This is a genomic window from Desulfoprunum benzoelyticum, assembly GCF_014201505.1.
Classification (GTDB): Bacteria; Desulfobacterota; Desulfobulbia; order Desulfobulbales; family Desulfocapsaceae; genus Desulfoprunum; species Desulfoprunum benzoelyticum.
Window position 1 is genome coordinate 57312 of record NZ_JACHEO010000010.1, and the last position, 18229, is coordinate 75540.

21 protein-coding genes, 2 tRNA genes and 1 pseudogene are annotated in these 18229 nt (G+C 57.1%); 9 read left to right on the forward strand and 15 right to left on the reverse strand.

The genetic code is table 11. The annotated features are described in order from the left end of the window. Positions 1-2 precede the first annotated feature (2 nt). Positions 3-2114, reverse strand: a complete 2112-nt coding sequence (locus HNQ81_RS09700) for an acetate--CoA ligase family protein (RefSeq protein WP_183350808.1) — start codon at positions 2112-2114, stop codon at positions 3-5. Between the two features lie 420 nt (positions 2115-2534). Here HNQ81_RS09700 and HNQ81_RS09705 point away from each other — a divergent pair, with 420 nt between their 5' ends. From HNQ81_RS09705 to HNQ81_RS09715, 3 genes are all read left to right on the forward strand, one after another. After that, positions 2535-3236, forward strand: a complete 702-nt coding sequence (locus tag HNQ81_RS09705) for a FadR/GntR family transcriptional regulator (RefSeq protein WP_240191637.1) — start codon at positions 2535-2537, stop codon at positions 3234-3236. 271 nt (positions 3237-3507) lie between these two features. Further along, complete coding sequence (locus tag HNQ81_RS09710) at positions 3508-4692, forward strand: aminotransferase class V-fold PLP-dependent enzyme (RefSeq protein WP_183350810.1); 1185 nt, start codon at positions 3508-3510, stop codon at positions 4690-4692. Continuing rightward, positions 4692-5444: an SDR family oxidoreductase gene (locus HNQ81_RS09715; protein ID WP_183350812.1), complete on the forward strand. Its 753-nt coding sequence runs from the start codon at positions 4692-4694 to the stop codon at positions 5442-5444. Before HNQ81_RS09710 ends, HNQ81_RS09715 begins: the two co-directional genes overlap by 1 nt. Positions 5445-5618: 174 nt before the next feature. On the opposite strand, the gene rpiB is transcribed toward HNQ81_RS09715, so the two are convergent. Both rpiB and HNQ81_RS09725 read right to left on the reverse strand, forming a co-directional pair. After that, on the reverse strand, positions 5619-6068 hold the full coding sequence (gene rpiB, locus HNQ81_RS09720) for a ribose 5-phosphate isomerase B (protein ID WP_183350814.1): 450 nt from the start codon (positions 6066-6068) through the stop codon (positions 5619-5621). A 261-nt stretch (positions 6069-6329) separates the two neighbouring features. Continuing rightward, positions 6330-6791 carry a CBS domain-containing protein gene (locus tag HNQ81_RS09725; RefSeq protein WP_183350816.1) on the reverse strand — a complete coding sequence of 154 codons (462 nt, stop codon included), beginning with the start codon at positions 6789-6791 and terminating at the stop codon, positions 6330-6332. Positions 6792-7078: 287 nt separating this feature from the next. Here HNQ81_RS09725 and HNQ81_RS09730 point away from each other — a divergent pair, with 287 nt between their 5' ends. The 3 genes from HNQ81_RS09730 (at position 7079) to HNQ81_RS09740 (ending at position 8211) form a co-directional block, all read left to right on the forward strand. Then, on the forward strand, positions 7079-7750 hold the full coding sequence (locus tag HNQ81_RS09730) for a flavodoxin family protein (protein ID WP_183350818.1): 672 nt from the start codon (positions 7079-7081) through the stop codon (positions 7748-7750). A gap of 260 nt (positions 7751-8010) precedes the next feature. Beyond that, a tRNA-Asn gene (locus HNQ81_RS09735) sits at positions 8011-8086 on the forward strand. A gap of 47 nt (positions 8087-8133) precedes the next feature. Next, positions 8134-8211 (forward strand) — tRNA-Pro (locus HNQ81_RS09740). Here the strand turns inward: HNQ81_RS09740 and HNQ81_RS09745 are convergent. The 11 genes from HNQ81_RS09745 to HNQ81_RS09795 all read right to left on the reverse strand — a co-directional run bounded on the left by HNQ81_RS09745 (position 8195) and on the right by HNQ81_RS09795 (position 16038). Next, a complete protein-coding gene (locus tag HNQ81_RS09745; RefSeq protein ID WP_183350820.1) occupies positions 8195-8674 on the reverse strand; it encodes a hypothetical protein in 480 nt (159 codons plus the stop codon). The genes HNQ81_RS09740 and HNQ81_RS09745 overlap by 17 nt on opposite strands. Before the next feature lie 584 nt (positions 8675-9258). Then, positions 9259-9489 (reverse strand): hypothetical protein, encoded by a 231-nt coding sequence (locus tag HNQ81_RS09750; RefSeq protein ID WP_183350822.1) that lies wholly within the window; start codon positions 9487-9489, stop codon positions 9259-9261. A gap of 8 nt (positions 9490-9497) precedes the next feature. Further along, a complete protein-coding gene (locus HNQ81_RS09755; RefSeq protein ID WP_183350824.1) occupies positions 9498-9671 on the reverse strand; it encodes a hypothetical protein in 174 nt (57 codons plus the stop codon). A gap of 10 nt (positions 9672-9681) precedes the next feature. Beyond that, on the reverse strand, positions 9682-10239 hold the full coding sequence (locus tag HNQ81_RS09760; RefSeq protein ID WP_183350827.1) for a hypothetical protein: 558 nt from the start codon (positions 10237-10239) through the stop codon (positions 9682-9684). 74 nt (positions 10240-10313) lie between these two features. Then, positions 10314-10766 carry a TerS protein gene (locus tag HNQ81_RS09765; RefSeq protein ID WP_183350829.1) on the reverse strand — a complete coding sequence of 151 codons (453 nt, stop codon included), beginning with the start codon at positions 10764-10766 and terminating at the stop codon, positions 10314-10316. A gap of 112 nt (positions 10767-10878) precedes the next feature. Beyond that, positions 10879-11040, reverse strand: coding sequence for a hypothetical protein (locus tag HNQ81_RS09770; RefSeq protein WP_183350831.1), 162 nt, complete (start codon positions 11038-11040; stop codon positions 10879-10881). A gap of 17 nt (positions 11041-11057) precedes the next feature. Continuing rightward, a complete protein-coding gene (locus tag HNQ81_RS09775; protein WP_183350833.1) occupies positions 11058-12119 on the reverse strand; it encodes a primase-helicase zinc-binding domain-containing protein in 1062 nt (353 codons plus the stop codon). 145 nt (positions 12120-12264) lie between these two features. Then, on the reverse strand, positions 12265-13749 hold the full coding sequence (locus tag HNQ81_RS09780; protein WP_183350835.1) for a DNA primase family protein: 1485 nt from the start codon (positions 13747-13749) through the stop codon (positions 12265-12267). Positions 13750-13896: 147 nt separating this feature from the next. Then, entirely contained in the window at positions 13897-14145 is a 249-nt protein-coding gene (locus HNQ81_RS18125) for a helix-turn-helix transcriptional regulator (RefSeq protein WP_183350837.1), read from the reverse strand. A gap of 118 nt (positions 14146-14263) precedes the next feature. Further along, positions 14264-14827, reverse strand: a complete 564-nt coding sequence (locus HNQ81_RS09790) for a hypothetical protein (protein ID WP_183350839.1) — start codon at positions 14825-14827, stop codon at positions 14264-14266. 8 nt (positions 14828-14835) lie between these two features. Continuing rightward, complete coding sequence (locus HNQ81_RS09795) at positions 14836-16038, reverse strand: tyrosine-type recombinase/integrase (RefSeq protein WP_183350841.1); 1203 nt, start codon at positions 16036-16038, stop codon at positions 14836-14838. A 360-nt stretch (positions 16039-16398) separates the two neighbouring features. Here HNQ81_RS09795 and HNQ81_RS18130 point away from each other — a divergent pair. The 3 genes and pseudogenes from HNQ81_RS18130 to HNQ81_RS09810 all read left to right on the forward strand — a co-directional run bounded on the left by HNQ81_RS18130 (position 16399) and on the right by HNQ81_RS09810 (position 17294). Then, a pseudogene (locus HNQ81_RS18130) lies at positions 16399-16695 on the forward strand (type II toxin-antitoxin system RelE/ParE family toxin). 3 nt (positions 16696-16698) lie between these two features. Beyond that, positions 16699-17004, forward strand: a complete 306-nt coding sequence (locus HNQ81_RS09805; protein ID WP_183350843.1) for an addiction module antidote protein — start codon at positions 16699-16701, stop codon at positions 17002-17004. Positions 17005-17111: 107 nt separating this feature from the next. Next, the gene (locus HNQ81_RS09810; RefSeq protein ID WP_183350845.1) at positions 17112-17294 is read left to right on the forward strand and encodes a rubredoxin-like domain-containing protein; all 183 of its coding nucleotides are present in this window, start codon (positions 17112-17114) and stop codon (positions 17292-17294) included. Positions 17295-17327: 33 nt separating this feature from the next. On the opposite strand, the gene HNQ81_RS09815 is transcribed toward HNQ81_RS09810, so the two are convergent. Next, complete coding sequence (locus HNQ81_RS09815) at positions 17328-18140, reverse strand: DUF169 domain-containing protein (protein WP_183350846.1); 813 nt, start codon at positions 18138-18140, stop codon at positions 17328-17330. Positions 18141-18229: the final 89 nt, after the last annotated feature.

Consider the following 18229-nt stretch of genomic DNA (forward strand, 5'->3'; position numbering starts at 1 on the left):
GCTCAGCCCCGCTTGTTCTCAAGCGGTCGGGCCAGGGTGATCCTGGCGTCGGCGACGACCGGGTCGGTGCCGATGTCGCCGACGATGAAGGGGTTGATGTCGAGTTCGGTGATCTGGGGAAAATCGGTCGTCAACTGGCTGATCCGCTGCAGGCCGGTGGCGATCGCCGGGATATCGACCCCCTTCTGCCCCCGCTTGCCTTCGAGGATGCCGTAGGAACGGGTCGATTTGAGCATCTGGATCGCCTCCTCCTGGGTGATCGGGGCGAGGTGGAAGGTGACGTCCTTCATGACCTCGACGAAGATGCCGCCGAGACCGAACATCAGCATCGGCCCGAACTGGGGATCGCGGCTCATGCCGAGGATGATCTCCAGGCCGGGATCGGCCATCTTCTCGAGATAGACCCCTTCGATCCTGGCGTTCGGCACCTGCTGGAGGATGCGCATCATCATCAGGTCGAAGGCGTCGCGCACCTGCTGCACGGTCGCGAGGTGGAGCTTGACCCCGCCCATGTCGCTCTTGTGGACGATGTCCTGGGAGACGATCTTCATCGCCACCGGGAAGCCGATGCCGCGGGCGTATTCCATCGCCTCCTCGGCCGAGGTGATGAGTCGGCCCGGCAGGATGTTGAAGCCGTAGGCGTCGAGAATCTTCTTGGCCTTGCTCTCGTTGAGCTGGAAGATGCCGTTGCTGATGTTGCGGCCGATGATGCGGGAGGCGCGGCGGCGGTTGACCCGGAAACGGGTGACGACCCGCGGCGGCCGGTTCTTCCAGGTGGCGTACTGGTACATGACCTTCAGGGCGGCCACCGCCCGCTCCGGCGACTCGTAGTCGGGGAGGCTGGCGGCCGTCAGTTCCTGGCGGCCGGGCAGGACCTCCTTGCCGCCCATGAACGAGGCGAGGACCGGTTTGCTGCCGTCGATCGAGCGGGCGATGCGCCGGGCCGTCTCTCTGGGGTCGGTCATCGCCTGGGGGGTGAGGATGACGATGACCGCATCGACCGAGTCGTCGCTCTGGGCCGCCAAGAGCGCATCGGCATAGCGCTCGGGCGGGGCGTCGCCGAGGACGTCGACCGGGTTGCCGACGGAGGCGGCGGCCGGCAGTTTTTCCCGAAGCGAGGTCGCGGTGTTGGTCTCGAGTTCGGCGACGGTCATGCCGGCATGTTCGACCGCATCCGCCGCCATGGTGCCGGGGCCGCCGGCATTGGTGATGATCAGGACCCGGTCACCCTTGGGCAGGGGCTGCATCGACAGGGCGGTGGCGTAGTCGAAGAGGGCCTCGAAGGTGTCGGCGCGGATGACGCCGGAGCGCTTGAAGGCGGCGCCGTAGGCGGTGTCGGCCCCGGCCAGGACGCCGGTGTGGCTGGCGGCCGCCTTCTGCCCGGCCTTGCTGGTGCCCGATTTGAGGATGATCACCGGCTTGATCGAGCAGGTGTCGGTGGCGGTCTTGATAAAGGAATCGCCGGCGACGATGTTTTCGAGGTAGCCGACGATGACGTCGGTATCGGGATCGCCGGCGAAATATTCCAGCATGTGGTTCTCGTTGATATCGGCCTTGTTGCCGATGCTGATCAGCTTCGACAGGCCGAGATTGCGGCCTTCGGCGAGGTCGAGGATCGAGGTGCAGAGGGCACCGGACTGGGAGAAGACGCCGATCCGGCCCGTCCTGGGAAGAGAGCCGGCGAACGAGCTGTTGAGTCTGTTTCCGGTGTTGAGCAGGCCGAGGCAGTTGGGGCCGACCAGCCGGGCGCCGTTGCGGCGGCAGAGATCGGTCAGCTCGGCCTCGAGTTCGGCCCCTTCGCTCCCGGTCTCCTTGAAGCCGGCGGTGATCATGATGACATTTCTGGCGCCTTTGGCGAGGGCATCCTTGACCGTCGACAGCACGTGCGGTTTGGGGACCGCGACGATGGCCTGGTCGACGGTGCCGGGGTATTCCCTGAGACTCGGGTAGACCTTGAGATCAAAGAGGGTGCCGCCGGCGGGGTTGACGGGGATGATGTCGCCGGCAAAGCCGTCTTTGACCAGATTGGCGAGAATATCGTGGCCCACCTTGCCCGGCTGCCTGGAGGCGCCGATGACGGCAACGTTTTCCGGGAAAAAGAGATTTTCTAGCATAACGGTGTCGGTCCTCTCGTGACGTGCCGATAGAATTCAGCAGAGATGCGTAATGTCCGGATTTTTTGGGTGTCAAAAGTACTGAAACAGTCTATATCATGTCCCTTTGTCTGGCAAGCCCGGGGCCCGACAAAAGCATGTCCGTCATTGCCGGACGCGATTCGATCCGGTTTTGTGTCATCGTGATCTGCACCGGGAGAAATGGTTAGGCATGATTTTTCGACCCGGCGGCAGCCAGATCGGCAAATCATGTTGAATCCTGATGGTTTTTTATTGCACCTTTTGCGAAATTTCCGTAACATTAAGCAGTTTGAATATCAGTTACCCGTATGATATGGCAAAAACGCCGGATCGATTCCGGAAAACCCTGTCAAACCGTCTCCTCCCGGGGCCTGACGGCATATTCCACACTCTCTGACTATGGTACTCAAGCCGATCAAACCAAAGCGAATATCCGACCAGGTCTTTGAACAGATACGGGAACTCATCTATAAAGGCGAGTTCAAGCCGGGCCAGCAGATACCGCCGGAGAGGGAACTGGCCGACTCGATGTCGGTCAGTCGAACGTCCGTCAGGAACGCCATAGAAAAGATGGTGGGTATGGGCCTGCTCGAACACCGGCAGGGGCAGGGGACCTTTGTCAGCCTGCCGGACGGCCAGCGTAGCGGCTCTCTCGGGATTTCGATGTCGATCGAGGAGGCGAGCATCGACGACCTCCTCGAGGTCCGCATGGGGCTTGAATGCAATTCCGCCTTTCTGGCGGCGAAACGGGCCGGCCAGACCGATCTGCTGGCGATGGAGAAATGTCTTATCGAAATGGAGACGGATCTCCAGGAAACCGAGAGGATCGGCATCGGGTCGGACACCGCCTTCCACATGGCGGTTACATTTGCCACCAAGAATCCCGTGCTGATCCACCTGATGCGGAATTTTTACGACTTCCTCTTTGTTGGTATCAAAAAAAACCTCACCCATATGTATGACGATCCCGGATCGCTGGCGGACATTCTCAATCATCATCGGTCGGTATTCGAATGTATCCGCAACCGTGAACCGGAAAAGGCCTTTGAGGCCATGCGCGAGCATATCATCTATGTGAAGGAATATTTTCACAGTCGCTGACCGGCCCGGAAGACGCTCGCCGCGCTTCCGCGGCGCCTCGCCGGTGTTTCTCTCTTTTTGCCGTACCTCGGCGCCTCTTCGATCAGGGGCCTCCATCCGCTGCGTAATCTTTTGAACTCCAGGGGGACAGCCCCCGGCCCGGCCAACCCGGGATCGTCGAAGAAGGGCTTGACCAACAGTTATGCCGCCTCTATAGTGCAGGTGTCGTCGAAAATCGCTGCAATTCTGAAGCAGTAATCACTGTCTCCAATCCCGCCACGGGGAGGTGCCCATGTTGCCCGGTACGCCGGATCTTTTTCCCGAGCCGGACGAGCCGATCTTTCTCGGCCACTGCTCCGTTTCCCCGCTGTATCGCCCGGCAGCCCGGGCCATCCGCGACTTTACCGACGATATCGCCGTCCACGGGGTGGGCGGCCTGAAGAATCACCTCGACATCCTGCCGCGCCTGCACGCCAACGCCGGCCGGCTGCTCGGCTGCCCCGCCGCCGACGTCTCCTTCGTTCACAACACCGCCGAGGCCCTGTCGATGGTGGCCAACGGCTATCCCTTCGCCCCCGGCGATCAGGTCGTCAGCTATGTCCACGAATACCCGAGCAACCACTATCCCTGGGCCCTGCAGGGCCGGCGCGGGGTCGAGCTGATCCTCCTCGCCGACCGCGACCCGCTCGGCCGTCCCGCTCCCGGCGACCGGCCGCGGGGCTGGTCGCTGGAGGAGCTCGAGGCGCGGGTGACGGCGCGAACCCGGGTCGTCGCCGTCAGCCACGTCCAGTTCTCCTCCGGCTACGCCGCCGATCTCCGGCTTCTCGGGAGTTTCTGTCGGGAACGGGGGATCGACCTGGTGGTCGACTGCGCCCAGAGCCTCGGCTGCCTGCCGGTCCGGCCGGAGGATTGCCATATCGCCGCCCTCGCCGCGTCCGGTTGGAAATGGCTGATGGGGCCATGGGCCAGCGGCCTGCTCTACACCAGCAGTGATTTCCGTCGCAAACTGCAGCCGGTCATGACCGGTCCCGGGATGATGCGGCAGGGTCTCGACTACCTCGATCATCGCTGGAACCCCCATGACGATGGGCGGCTGTTCGAATATTCGACCGTGGCCTGGGACCATGCCGCCGGCCTCAACGCCGTGCTGGAGGAGGTCTTCCTCCGCTACGACATCGCGGCGATCCGCGACGAGGTCTTCCGCCTGCAGGAGGTCTTTCTCGCCCACTGCGACCCGGTGCTGGTCCGACCGCTGCGGTTTGCCGCGGGCAACCGGTCGGGCATCGTCGCCCTCGAGGTCGACGGCGATCTGGGGACCATCATGCAGCAACTCGCCACCGCCGGAGTGGTGATGACCGGGCCGGCCGGCTACCTGCGGCTGGCGCCCCATTTCTATCAACAGGACCGGCAGATGATCGGGGCGGCGGCGATCGTCAACCGGATCTGCGCCGAACAACGTTCAAAGGGAGACAACTGATGGCAAAAACGATCGTCATTACCGGGGCGACCTCCGGTTTCGGCCGGGCCTGCGCCGAGCTGTTCGCCGGCGCCGGCTGGCAGCTGGTGCTCTGCGGCAGGAGAGAGGAGAGGCTGGGGCAACTGGCGCAGCAGCTGAGCGGTGTTCCGGTTCATTGCGCCTGTTTCGACGTCCGGCAGCTGGCCGAGGTGGAGAAGATGGTGGCGGCCCTGCCCGAGAATTTTCGGGCAGTCGATGTCCTGGTCAACAACGCCGGCCTGGCCCTCGGCCTCAATCCGGCTCAGACCGCCGACCTCGGCGACTGGGAGGTCATGGTCGACACCAATATCAAGGGGCTGCTGTACATGACCCGCCTCCTCCTGCCGGGAATGGTGGCGCGCAAGCGGGGGCACATCGTCAATACCGGCTCGATCGCCGGAACCTGGCCGTATCCCGGCGGCAACGCCTATGGGGCGACCAAGGCCTTCGTCGGCCAGTTTTCCAACAACCTGCGCTGCGATCTCCATGGCACCGGCGTCAGGGTCACCAACATCGAGCCGGGGCTGGCCGAGACCGAATTTTCGGTGGTCCGCTTCGGAGGCGACAAGGACAAGGCCGATGCGGTCTATGCCGGCACCGAGCCGCTGACCGCCGTCGATATCGCCGAGATCGTCCACTGGGTCGCCTGCCGGCCGGCCCATGTCAACATCAACCGGGTCGAGGTCATGCCGGTCTGCCAGAGCTGGAACCCGTTCGCCATCGATCGGCAGTGAAAGCAGGGCAATAACGGTACGGCGATGCCGCTTCGGACCGGGACGGCAACGGCTGGGCCGGGGCTGCCGGTGTCGCCGCCGTCGTCGATCAAAGGGAAATATCTCGAATCATCCTCGGGAGTTCAGCCGGAAAAACGAGGATGAAGAAAACCTGAAGGCGGTCGGTGATCGATGTCAGCGCGTTTCGCCGCGCTCGAACCGGGCAATCTTTGCGATCCTGGCGACATGTCTGCCGGCCTCAAATTCAGCATCCAGCCATGTGGCGACAATCCCGGTTGCGGCATCCGGTGCAATCAATCTCGCCCCCAGCGCGATCATATTGGCATTGTTATGCTGTTTCGCCAATCTCGCCGCCTCCGTATTCCAGCACAGAGCGCAGCGGATCCCTTCGACCTTGTTCGCGGCAATGGCCTCGCCATTGCCGCTGCCGCCGATGACTATTCCGCAGTGTGCCCTTCCATCGGCAACGGCTTCCGCCGCGGGAATGATAAAATCGGGATAGTCAACGGACTCTCCGGAATCGGTCCCGAAATCCAGGGTTTCGCACCCTCGGGCGGCGAGAAATCTTTTCAGTTCCTCCTTGAGCACATATCCGGCGTGGTCTGACCCCAGAGCTACTATCATGGCGCTGTCTCCCAGGATTCGTGTCTATCGTTCAGTTGCAGACATCGGCTTCGTTCACAAGCTTCAGGTAATCTTCCCGGCACGGAATGAACGCCTTCATGGCGATGCAACCATGGAGTATTCGTTTTTATTCCGATCTCTACCGGAGTTTCAATAGAGCCGTTAGCGGATTTGCTGCCGTACACTGTCTTTCCCGGGATGTTGCCGCGATCCTGTCGCTGTATCAGAACAAGTTCCCCGGTATCGGAAGGATCCGGCCGACTACGCGGTCAGGTCGATATCCAGCCAGTTTTTGCATATATGACAGTACACTTCAGAGAGATAGACAATGCCGATAACCTTGCTGCCTGTGACGACGGGCAGTCTGCGACATTTGTCCTTGACCATCCGGTCGACGACTTTCATGATATCGGTGTCCGGCAGGACATACTTGACCGGAGTATTCATTACCTGCTCGACGGTCAGTTCCTTGAACCGGTTGACATAGGACTCGAGCTCCTGTATCCCGATCTGGACGCTGTCTCCCAGGTAGTTCAAAAAAGGCGGTCGTATATGGTAAAGAATATCGAACATTGAGAGAACGCCGACAAGATCGCCGAAATCATTCGTCACCATGACACAGATCGTTTTATAGCCGGTTTCCCTGACCTTGCCGTTGTATATCAACCTGACGGCCTCGGTTACCGATGCATGGTGGTTGATAGTGCTGAATTCCGTAACCATGATATCTCTTGCAGTCTGTCGCATAGGTCCGATCCTCATTCAGTTTGAGATTTACTCGGTTTCTTAACCATTTATTGATACTACTCGATTCATCTCCAGGCCCTCAAGACAATTTTTGCTCTATCCCGAGCCGTTCAGGCAGATCAGAGGCTTTGCCGGCTGAGCAGGGGATTTCCGGCCGTTGCCAATGAAAATCGCGTGAACCCGGTAGCGGTTGCTGCTACAATGTAGCTAATGGGATCCGGGCAATTGTTGGGATCGAAGTCAAAAAAGGAGATTTGCAAGGTATGAAAATAATCGGCATTGTTGGAAGTCCTCGAAAGATAAAAGGAAATACCGGTCGTTTGATGGTGGAGGTATTGAAGGGAGCGGAGGCGGAAGGCGCCACGTATGAAACAATTGCGCTCCCGGGCGGGACCATCAAGCCATGCAAGGGCTGTGATGTCTGTCACAAGAAGGGGATCTGCCCGCAGAAGGATGATTTTGAAGACCTGAAGGCGAAAATCATCGCCAGCGACGGTGTCGTTCTGGCCAGTCCCAACTACATTTTCAGCGTCAGCGCCCAGCTGAAGGCCTTTATGGATCGATGCTGCGGCGTCGTTCATTGCCTTGGCTTCGAAGGCAGGTACGGGGCCGCGGTGGTGACATCGGGAGGCGGCGACGAAGAGCCCGTCGCCGAGTATATGAACCAGTTCCTGATCGCCACCGGCATCACCCCGGTCGGTTCGGTCTGGGCCAACATGGGAGAGTTGCCCAACTATGAATTCACTCCGGAAATAGTGGAGAATGCCCGGTCCCTCGGGCGCAAACTGGTCCATGACTGGCAAAATCAGATTGCATCGCCCGAGATCGCGGAGCGCAAGGCCCAGTTCAAGGAAAGGATGCGGCAGTTGATGCTGTACTGCCGGCAGGAGTGGCCGTTTGAAGCTCAGTACTGGGAGAAGACCCGGGGGTTATGAACCTGGATCGAACCGTAATCCGGAAGAGATGACGACAGTCAACCGATACGTGTTGGCCAGGGTCGCCGAGCGATCGGTGGAAGAGGGGCGGGGTGGCGGTCGAGACCCGGCTGAAGGCGAAAAAACCGTTGACAGCCCCGCCGCTACTGGTGTAGAGTCGCCTCCACAAATGACGCCTTGCCGATGAGAGAGCCGCGGCACGAACGATAGACGCAACAAAGTTTGTCGAAAAATCAGCGGCATTGGAAGGGTGTCCATAATCCTCGGTAGCTCAGTCGGTAGAGCGGGTGGCTGTTAACCACCTTGTCGGCGGTTCGAATCCGTCCCGGGGAGCCAGAATTTTTCAAGGCCCGATTTTTCAATCGGGCCTTTCTTTTGACAGTCGGGGCGTAGCGCAGCCTGGTTAGCGCGCCTGCCTTGGGAGCAGGAGGTCGAGTGTTCGAATCACTCCGCCCCGACCATTGAAATTACAGCAAATTTTCTAATATTTTCTTTTCCGATAGGTCGGGAAAATTCAGTTTGTCCACCTTTTGTCCACCTTTTTGAGGTGATGGACAGGTATTTTACCATCCCTCCGCCGCCGTCCATGATCGTGGTCAGGTGTAACCGGCTCAGTCTTGAGCGGGTTCCCACCTTGTTCGCCACCTCCTTCTTGGTCCCCGTTGATTGTTCGCTGTCTTCTGCTCCATCCGGTTGTTCTATTTGTTCGTTACGAACACATAGATTTTTCTCTGTCGTGCTTCCGATCACTCTTTGACGCAACGCAACCCCGCTGACCCGATCCCCCGGAGCCGCAGTCTCGTTGATCTTGTCGGCAAGAACCCCCAGCGCCTTGCCTGCCAGGTCTCGGGAATCGCCTTTGACCTGCTCCGGTAAATTTACCGGGGCTGCTTTTGCAGCGGCGTTGTTCTGCGTGGCTATCATCCTCTCCCGCGCCTGCCGGTCGTAGAGGTCACGGGCACGGGCGGCAACGGGCGCAAGTTTGCACTGGTCACTAAACGCAACTTTGCTGTCAGCTCAACACTGAGCCCAAGTTTGCGCCCAGTTCGGCAACCTCCCCATTTTTGGGGACGTCTCGGCATGACTCCGCAAATCTGCGGGCATCTCATCGGCGTGACTGACCTGTCCCTGTAGCGTCGATTATGCGTGATATGCTTACCTGTTGATCGTGTAAACGGCAAACGCTCAAAATAAGGCTATCCTGCTGCTTATTTCAGCCTGTTTCGTGTGCCAGTGTGCAATGTGTGTGCAATGGTGGGGTTCGGGTGGGTGGTCGCCGCCGGTCGCCAGAAATAGAAAAGGCCGGAGTTCCGCTCCATCCTACGGCTTCGGCGGCTAGGTCGCGGGTATTTCCGGAATCCACTTCTGCAACGTGTTGCAGAAGTTCCGTCCTCTGCCCTTGCCTATTCCCCATAGCCTCTTCAATCCGCCGGGCACAAAAAAGGCCGGTAGCAGATCTCTCCGCCCCGGCCTTGGTCCTGCTTTGCCCTCCAGGGCGGTGCAGGGTGTTACTCCATCATCAACTCGTTAAGCCTCTGCCGCCTGCGGAGGATGTCGAGACGCCAGTCTGCCTTCTGCGTACTGACCCGCCCGACACACGGGAACTTCTGCCCTCGGTACCAAACAAAACGACCATCACGGCTTTTGAAGAGGTCCGGGTTTTTTTGGATCGCGTCGCTTGGAATAGCGTTGCGGTCATAGGAGGGCGGGGTTCGTGATCCGTTCGCGAATTCTTTCATGATTCACCTCATCCATGTAGAATCTGATTTTTGAGCAATCGCGCCCGCAGTTCTAAAACCTCAATCCGTGCCTCGGTCTCCGCAAGTGCAGCCTTCCGCCGCTCTCTGATCCGCTCAACCCTGGCCTGTCCAGCTCCAAAAATTTCACCTCTGCGTTGTAGACCATCCGCTGCTGTTTTCATGATTTCACCTCTATTGAATTGAAGAAAGATAGCCAGCTGACCTGGCCTCTTGGAAAAATTGACTGATACGGCTGTTGTCGTCATCCAGCGTTCCCACACCGTGAAAAACTGTCGGGACCAGGTGGCCCGCATAGGCGATGTCCGCCTGAAAGAGCTGGTCGCGGAAATCCTTCTCCGCCTGCATTGCCGCATCCAAGGCCATCGCCGCATCAGCAACCCGCTGAACGATTTTTCGATACTGCGGTTTCAGCTCTCGGCAGATTTCGGCGGACAGCTTGGCTCGAAGATCCTTCATCGCTCGCTCGTGGATCTCAACGGCCTTCAGAACAACCCGCTTGCGCCCGTGAAGTTCGTTGAGCCGCTTTTCGTAGCCTTCGCCGGTCGGTGCAACTGCCTGACCTCCAGACAACAGGATTTCGGCGGCGGCGGTCAGTTTATCGACTCCGGAAGGTTTGCTCCTGCTGTAAAGCTCGGTAAGCTCCGCCTCGATCCGGTCGCGCTCGGTCTTCAGCTCGTTGAGTTTGGCCTCGGCTTCGGTCCATTCCTTGTAATCGGTCAGTTTCTTCATTTTCGATACCTCATGTTTGTTTGGGGGTTTTGGCTGTGCCCGATATGGACATAGCCATAATTCGAGGGCGGTGACTACTGGACACGAGTTCCGGGAATAAGATCATCATCGCCGTCGGTGTCGCGGGCCTCGCGTGCTAGGCTGTTCTTCCGCGCCTGGTCGCCGCTTCGACCGCTTGTCGCCAATGAGTGAACCTGGATTAACCGGGAGATAGCCAAAGATCGCCTGACAAACATGTCGAGCAAGTCATGCCTGGCATTTTTCTTGCCGTCTACTATGTCACCCTCTTTACGAATATCGCCTTGCAGGGATCGAATATCGGCCATTGTCCGCGCAAGAATCCCGGCAAAAATCAAATCTGTCGCGCTCCAGGCATCAGAACGTTTTGAAAGGATAATCGAATTCCAGAAGTGCAAGTCGCTCTCTCGGAGATCTTCCGGCGGTTCCGGTAATGCCCGGACTGCGGCCCGGAAAAGTTTTCCCTGTTCGGAAATGCTGTTTGCAGGGGCGGTCTTTCGTTTGGACATATTTTTCACCTCGTTTTGGTAGGATTTTGCAGCATGCGTTGTCGTTCGGGCTGGGGATCGGTCGCCAGCGTTGTCGGCGTCAGAGATGCAACGTGCCCCCGGTCCCTCGCCATCACTCCGCCGCCGCCTGCCGTTGCTCTATCAGCCTCTGCCTGATCTCGGTCAGCGTGGCGGCAACCTCCGCCGATAGTTTGCCCAACGCGGTCTTGATCTCAACAAGGTCCGGTTCTCCGCCATGTATCAATCTCGTCACCGCTTCAGCCTCTTTGAACATCCATGCTGCTCTCTCAGTCAATTGCATTTTCGTACCTCATCGATTGAGTTTGTCCGGATTTCCGGAAAAAAATCGTTCTCGCCGTTGTCATGCTCTGCTGTGATTTCATCGCAGTAAAGATCCACCGCCGCAGAGATCCAGATATTCAGGTCCATGCCTTGCAGATAGGCATCAGTGATATCCTTGCCAAGCTCCGCCGGTACCATTGCCCGGAAGGAGTTGTGCATCTCATCCAGCCATTGCCTTGCCGCCTTCGAGCCGGGGTCGTCGGTATCCATCGCTATCAGAACGACCGGGCACTCGTTCAATTGCATCACCAGCTCGGCGGCGATACTGGAATCAGGCTTTATGGATGTCGTTCCAGTGGCGACGACATAGACCGGCCTGCGGATCTCTTGGCAAAGGAGAATGGCATCCAGCTCGCTTTCGACGATGACGGCGACATTCTCGTAGGGGTCGCCTATCGTCAATGGCGATGATGATGATCCGGGTAAAACGTGGTAGCGGCCATAATCGCCGGGATTGTTGCGCCTGATACGAATCCGCCCTGGTCCGGGTATCGTCAAGCCGGAAGGGATAAGCATTTTCTTTCCTGTCTCCGGTAGGCCCCATTTTCCCCGCTCATCGAAAACATCGCGGTCAATCCATCCGAGCCTGAATTTCTTTGCGGTCTCCCGGTTAAGCCCTCGCTCGGTCTCCAACCAATTCAATGTTTCATCGTTGCGGAGAAGACGGTCATGCGCCCATGTCGTCAATTGATCGGCCTTCTTGAGCCATATATCGGAGGGTGGCGTAATCGGTGCGCTGCGGTCATCCTGACGAATTTTCCGCGTAACAGGTTCATCGATATGCTTACCGACAAACTCGGCGGCTTCTCGGTATGGCATCGCTCTGAATTTCCGCAGGTACTCGATTGTATCGCCGGAGATATCACATTGACGGCACCAGTACCGCGCATTGCCATCGGTGCGGACGATGAATCGATCTCTCCCACCGCAGGCCGGGCAAGAGGAAGCGTACTCGTTCGGGCCTTTCCGCTTTGCAAGGAATCCGTCACTTTCGAGTAGGGTTGTCAGCATGGGAATGCCTCCTTGCCTGGCAAAGAAAAAACCAGCTTGGACCGCGATGGTCCGCGTCCCATTGCATTGCACCCTCTACTTATATATTTACTTAAAACCTCAAGTATCTCCTGCAATGGTAATGTCCGTGGACCACTGTGGACCGCTAGCATAAACTTACCCCTTGGTACATCCTTTGCCGCCCGTCGAAAGTTCTTGGTCGAACCAGTGACAATCCTGGAATCGCCGCTCTAAGGTCACGCCCGAAACTCTGTAAATTCCCCGGATAATCGCGCCCTTGATCTTCACACCAGGCACACCAGGCGGTGTAAAGTGATTTCGCGCTGACAGTATGCTCCGGGCCTTGCACGCACTTTTCCCTGAGAAAAGCAGATATGGGACTCGCCAGATCCGCCAATTCTTGTATGGCTTCTTTGCCGTTGTCCGGCTGGATGAAAAAACCGCGCCTGTTTAATCGGTCGAGACCGTCAAGACTCCAATTCAGGATAGCTGGTAATTCCCTCATCAGGCGTTTGGTAAGTCCATGATCCTCTTGCCCGAGAAAAGATTTTTTCATCGTCAGCAGGATAAACCGCGACGGTAGCGCGCCGCTTGCATCTGCAAGTCTGGGAATCTCATTTGAAAAGATCACAAACCGGACCTGCAACGGCCCGTTGTAGTCAGACAGAAATTTCCGGGGCACTCCCTGGTGATCTTCGCCGGAGATAGACAGCAGACGCTCTGCTATCGCCGCTTGGTCGGCTTTGCTGGATAGTCTGGCGTCTGATATGATCGCCGCCTTTTTACCGATCAGCCCGGCAAGGCCGAATTGTTGCGCCAGGCTTCCAAGTGTCGGGGCGCATACATTGTCCGGCCCGAGTAACGCGGTCATGATCCGGCCTACCGTCCCCTTGCCGCTTCGCATTGGTCCAACGATAGAAAATATTTTCTGCTGTGATGTGTCGGCGGTGAGAAGGTAGCCAATGATCTCCTGCAAGCAGTCTATGGCCTGTCGGTCATCCGGCCATATCGACTCAAGGAATTTTAGCCACTCAGCCGGATCTGCGGCGTCCCGGTCATAGGAAAATGGGAGACTGTTCAGGGTGAAAAAATCCGGTGTCGGCTCAATAAGCTGCCTGTTGTCGATATCAAGCAGACCGTTCTTGACAGCCAGGTATTCCCGGTAATCGCTGCCGGAGATGAAGCATGGTGGCTTGAGGGTGTCGGGTAGATTTACCGTTGCGCGTAAAGCCTCAAGGATCTCGCCTACGCGATTTCGGTTGGGATTGTATGGCTGAATTGCTTCAGTTTTCGGGTTTATGACCTTGGCACCTTCAAGAAAACGATAGATATCCGCTTTGACGTCATCAGTGGTTTTTTCCTGATAGGCAGATCCGGTGTATTCATAAAGGCAACTTTGCCAGTAAATTTTCTTTCGCCCGGTCCCGGAAAACTTCTTTGCGGCGTCAAGCGGGTTCTGATAGTAGAGGATTAAACCCTTTTTACTTCCCGCCGGAGATGCCGAGCCTTTGGCCTTTTTGGTGGTGGTCTTCTGTTTCTCTCCACCAGGGGGGTGTCGGCGTTTCTCGTCGGCCATCGCTTGCCGCATCTTTGCCTTGAGGTCTTCCTTTGAAAACGCTTCGGCGTTCATCGCCGCCCCCTCTGCCGGGCCTGTGTCCGGCGAATGGATCGTTGCCAAGCGGGGAGGAATGTGCTACATTGTAGGCATCGATGGTTCTTGTTTTGTGCGCCGGATCTCTGGGGAAAGAGGTCCGGCGTTTTGTTTTTTCTCATGGCCTCATGCCTCCGCGACGTCAAGCTCTCGGGACGCTGCAAGACCATTCAGCCAGGCGTCAAATTCTGACTCAAACCAGCCGCAGGAGTTCCCACCAAGACGAACACGCCTTGGAAATTTACCGGCTTTTTCCATTCGCCAGATGGTCGGGTCTGACAGTCCGGATCGGCTCAATACTTCAGGCTTGCGGAGAATTCTGTCGAAGCAATGTTTAGGAAGGGTTTGCTTGTCGGGGGAAGGGAGTGTCTGCATTTCGCTACCTCACGGTTAAGGTTCAACATGTGCTGCTCTATGCTGAACACAATAACTCTATGAAATAGCTTGAAAAAGAGACGCAACTATACAGGTTGCATCATCCTACGATGTGGTATTACTTGTGAGTGTTGTACCATTTTTTGAGGGTTAGAATCGGGTCTTTAGACACGAATCCCCATCTTGAATTGATCTTGTCGTAAGCGTATTGACAGGCTTCCTCGATTGTTTCCAATGGGTGCTCTCGCAACCAATTGACGATGTGAGCGATAGCCTCCCGCCGGATCACAGCAAGCCTGTATTGACTCATCCCTTGACGACCGCCGCGGCATGGGGTTTTCTTTGCCTTGAATCCCAGGCACTCGCCTAGCTCGTCGGGTCCGGCATCGGTGGCGGTCAGGCGGTCCGCTGTCTGGTCGAGATAGCGCATAACCCATTCTGGAATTGGCCATTTGTCCCGCCTGCAAAGCATGAAAATGTCCCAGGCGTGCATTGGGTTTCCGTCTTTGCGATACTCCACCTCTGCATCATCGATTAACGCCCTGTGTCGATCATTCCAAGCCTGTTGTTTGCGAATAATGAATTGTATTGAATTTTCAATGGAATCATCGTCTTTAGAAAATTTCTCGGCAGACTCCATGTAGATCGGCAATTCCTTTTCCTTCCTGTTTCGATTCGCCATGATTGCCCCTATCTCGTCGCAAAACGCTTGAATTCAATAACCTTGCCCCGTTCTGCCTCTTCTATGCCTAATATCCGGCGTAAAGCACGATTCCATTTATCAAGTGCCTGTCGTTTCTCCGCGTCGTATCCGTGCCGGTTATAGACGGCCATGATCCCTTGTAGTTTGTGCCCGAGAACACGCTCGGCAACAACATCGTCAATACCGATCTCCGCAAGCCGGGTGCGTACCGTCCGCCGCAGGTCATGGGGAGTGAATTGTTCCTTGAATCCGATTTGTTGCCAGTGGCGAGAGACACCCTTGGAAAGTGTATGCGTTCTGGTTTGGCTCCCATCGCCCCGTGGTGATGAAAAAACGAAGGGGTGCCCTCCAGTGTATGGCCGCGCCTGTTCGATGACCTCTAAGGCCATATCGGTTAACGGGACGCTATGAGCTTCGCGCCCCTTCATTTTCCCCGCAGGGATATTCCACGTTCCGTCTGAAATTTCCTCCCATGCCATGCCGCATACCTCGCCCGGTCGCTGTCCGGTCAGGAGTATCATTTTCAACGCCAGTTTTGTGACGTGGAACATATCTATCGATTCATTGTTCAGGTCGAGAGCATCCCAAAGCATTTTTATTTCATCGTTTGCAAGTACTCGCGCCCTGGCCTGTTCCGGTTTCTTCTTCAATCCAACCAATGGCGAGTGTTCAAGTATCCCTCTCTCGGCTGCAAAGTTGAGCATCCGCACAAGTACACCTTGAAGCCTGTTTGCCGCCACGGGTGCCCTATCGCGGACATTATCCAAGAGCAGAACAGCATCCCGCCGGGTAATGGATGAAATCTTACGGGTTCCCCATGCTGGAATAATATCCTTGGTCAGCAACCGTTTCCGTTCCTTGCCGGAGGGAGTGTGTTTCAGTTCCATGTCCCAATACTCGGAAAGAAGATCCATCACAGTAGGTGCTGCTTTTTCTTCCGCCGCATGGATGATCCGCCGTTCCCTCAGTGTTCTTGGTCCGCTTTCCTTCGCGCTTCTCTTGAGGGCGTTTCTGTTTTCCTCGCATTTCTCTTGCGTCCAACCTTCGGAGAGCCAACCCATGGCCTCTTCAACTCGTTTCCCGTCAATCCGGTAGTGAATGACATAGTACCTGTCAGGTTTGATCCCGTGCTTTCTGGTCGGGTGTTCTCTGTAGCGGATTCCTGGCCCCGCTGTTTTCCATTTTGTCATGTCTTTACCCCTCAAAAGTTGTCCACCTTTTGTCCACCTTTTTGGCGTAGAGCAGTGAAAAATTCATCACTTTTCATACCTATTCAAATAGCACAAAATACCAATGATTGTCAATAGATTAGTGATGAAGAGAGAAGAAGCATGAAAAGGGGCGAAAAGGCTATAAAACAGCCTTGGGAGCAGGAGGTCGAGTGTTCGAATCACTCCGCCCCGACCAGATATCAAAGGGTTACAGCTTTTGCTGTAGCCCTTTTTTCGTGTTAGGTGCAGATGAAATCATCTATCTATAACTGAACGCTGTGGTGGCTGAGAAAAGAAAGAGGGATTGACATCCCGTAATCGAACGATTACACATGTACCATGTACACGATAAAGACCACTCCGGAATTTGACAGATGGCTTGCGGGTATCAGGGACGGCCTGACCAGGCGGCGTCTGGTGGCGCGCTTACGCAAGGCTCAGATGGGCAATCTCGGCGATGTCAAACCGGTTGGGAAGGAAGTGTTCGAGATGCGCGAGCACTTCGGGCCAGGATGGCGGATGTAGTATGTGAAGCGCGGGGAAGTTGTGGTGCTCATGCTGGGTGGTGGCGATAAATCCAGCCAAGCCGCCGACATCTCCCGCGCCGTGAAGATGGCCGCGGCCATGGAGGAATGAATAATGGAAAAGAAGATCAAGATTTCCGAGCTGCCCGAGTTCGACGTTACCCGATATCTGGACAGCGAACAGGCCATCGCCGAGTACCTGACGGTCGTGATCGAAGACAACGACCCCGCGTTCCTGGCCGCGGCCCTGGGCGACATCGCCAAAGCGCGCGGCATGACCGAGGTTGCGAAGAAGGCCGGCATCACCCGCGAAGCCCTGTACAAGGCACTACGCCCCAACGCCAGTCCACGCTTCGACACTATCAACAAAGTGTGTGCGGCGCTTGGCGTACGGCTCGAGGCAAAACCGATCCATCGATAGTGGGTTTCGGCAGTTCCGCCCGCACCCGATGCGGCACACGTAAAAAGGATTCCGGATCACCCGTCAGAAGAGGGGCATGGAAAGCTCGAACGGCAAGGAGGAACAACATGACCGACAACAACCAGACAATCCCCGACCCCTACTGGAAATGCAAAAACTGCGGCAACACGATCCAGGTGGCGCTGCCGCCGGAAGAGTGCCCGGCCTGTCATGAGAAATGCGAGTTTCTCAATGTCACCTGCTACACCCCGGAATGCGGCTTCACCGGGATCGATCCGCGGCTGAAATAGGCTCTCGGAATCGGAGATCGCCACCGGCCCGGCTTATTCCAGCAGCGACTGCCAGGTGTGCCGCTGGAGGAAGCTGCCGTCGACATTGTTCTCCATCTCCACGAACAGCTGCCACGGCATGGCAAATGTCAGGTACTCCGCGCCGAGGAGTTTGCGGACGTATTTTCGCGCCGAGATGTCGGTCAGTCCGACGACGGCCCTCGGCTTCTCCGAGGCCGCTTCGCGCCCGGGGAGGATGCCGATGGTCTGGCAGCCGGCGGCCCAGGGGATGATGACGTTCTCCATGCCTTCCCGGCCATAGTTGGCCAGGATCACCAGCGCCGACAACTGGTCGGCATTGGCCAGGAAAACCACGGTCTGCGGGAGTTCCACCGCGGTGTCGACCCCGGCCAGGGGTTTGAACACGACATAGGGGGCCCGATTCTCCGTCATCGGGATCTCTTCCAGCCACTGGTGCACGAGATCCGGGCCTTGCATATACCCTTCTCCGTTGAGAAAGTTGTCGGCGAACTCCTTGCCGGCGGCCCCTGCCACAGCCTTGCCGACCTCCCGGCCCTTTTCCCACTGCTTGTTGCCGGACGACAGAAAGTGGGCGAAACAGTCGACCCCGCCCGGAAACTGGAGATAGGCATTGCCGAATCCCAGCCCGACCCCGCCGCCCCAGCAGCCATAGGTTTCCTTGTCGAATACGGCGGTTCGGCCTTTGACCGCGTTGGCGAACATGAACATGACGCACCCCCATTTGCCCGGGGTGAACTGGACGGCGTCCGCCGGCTTGTCGTCCGCCAGCATGACCGCAACCGGAGCATGTTTGAGCCTGACGGTGGTGGCAATTTTCGATTCCATGTGCTGATCTCCCTGTTGATTGGTTATCGCTTTCAGGTTCTCCTATGGGTGTCAGTCTTCAATATTATCGGCGAATCGTCAATCTCTTT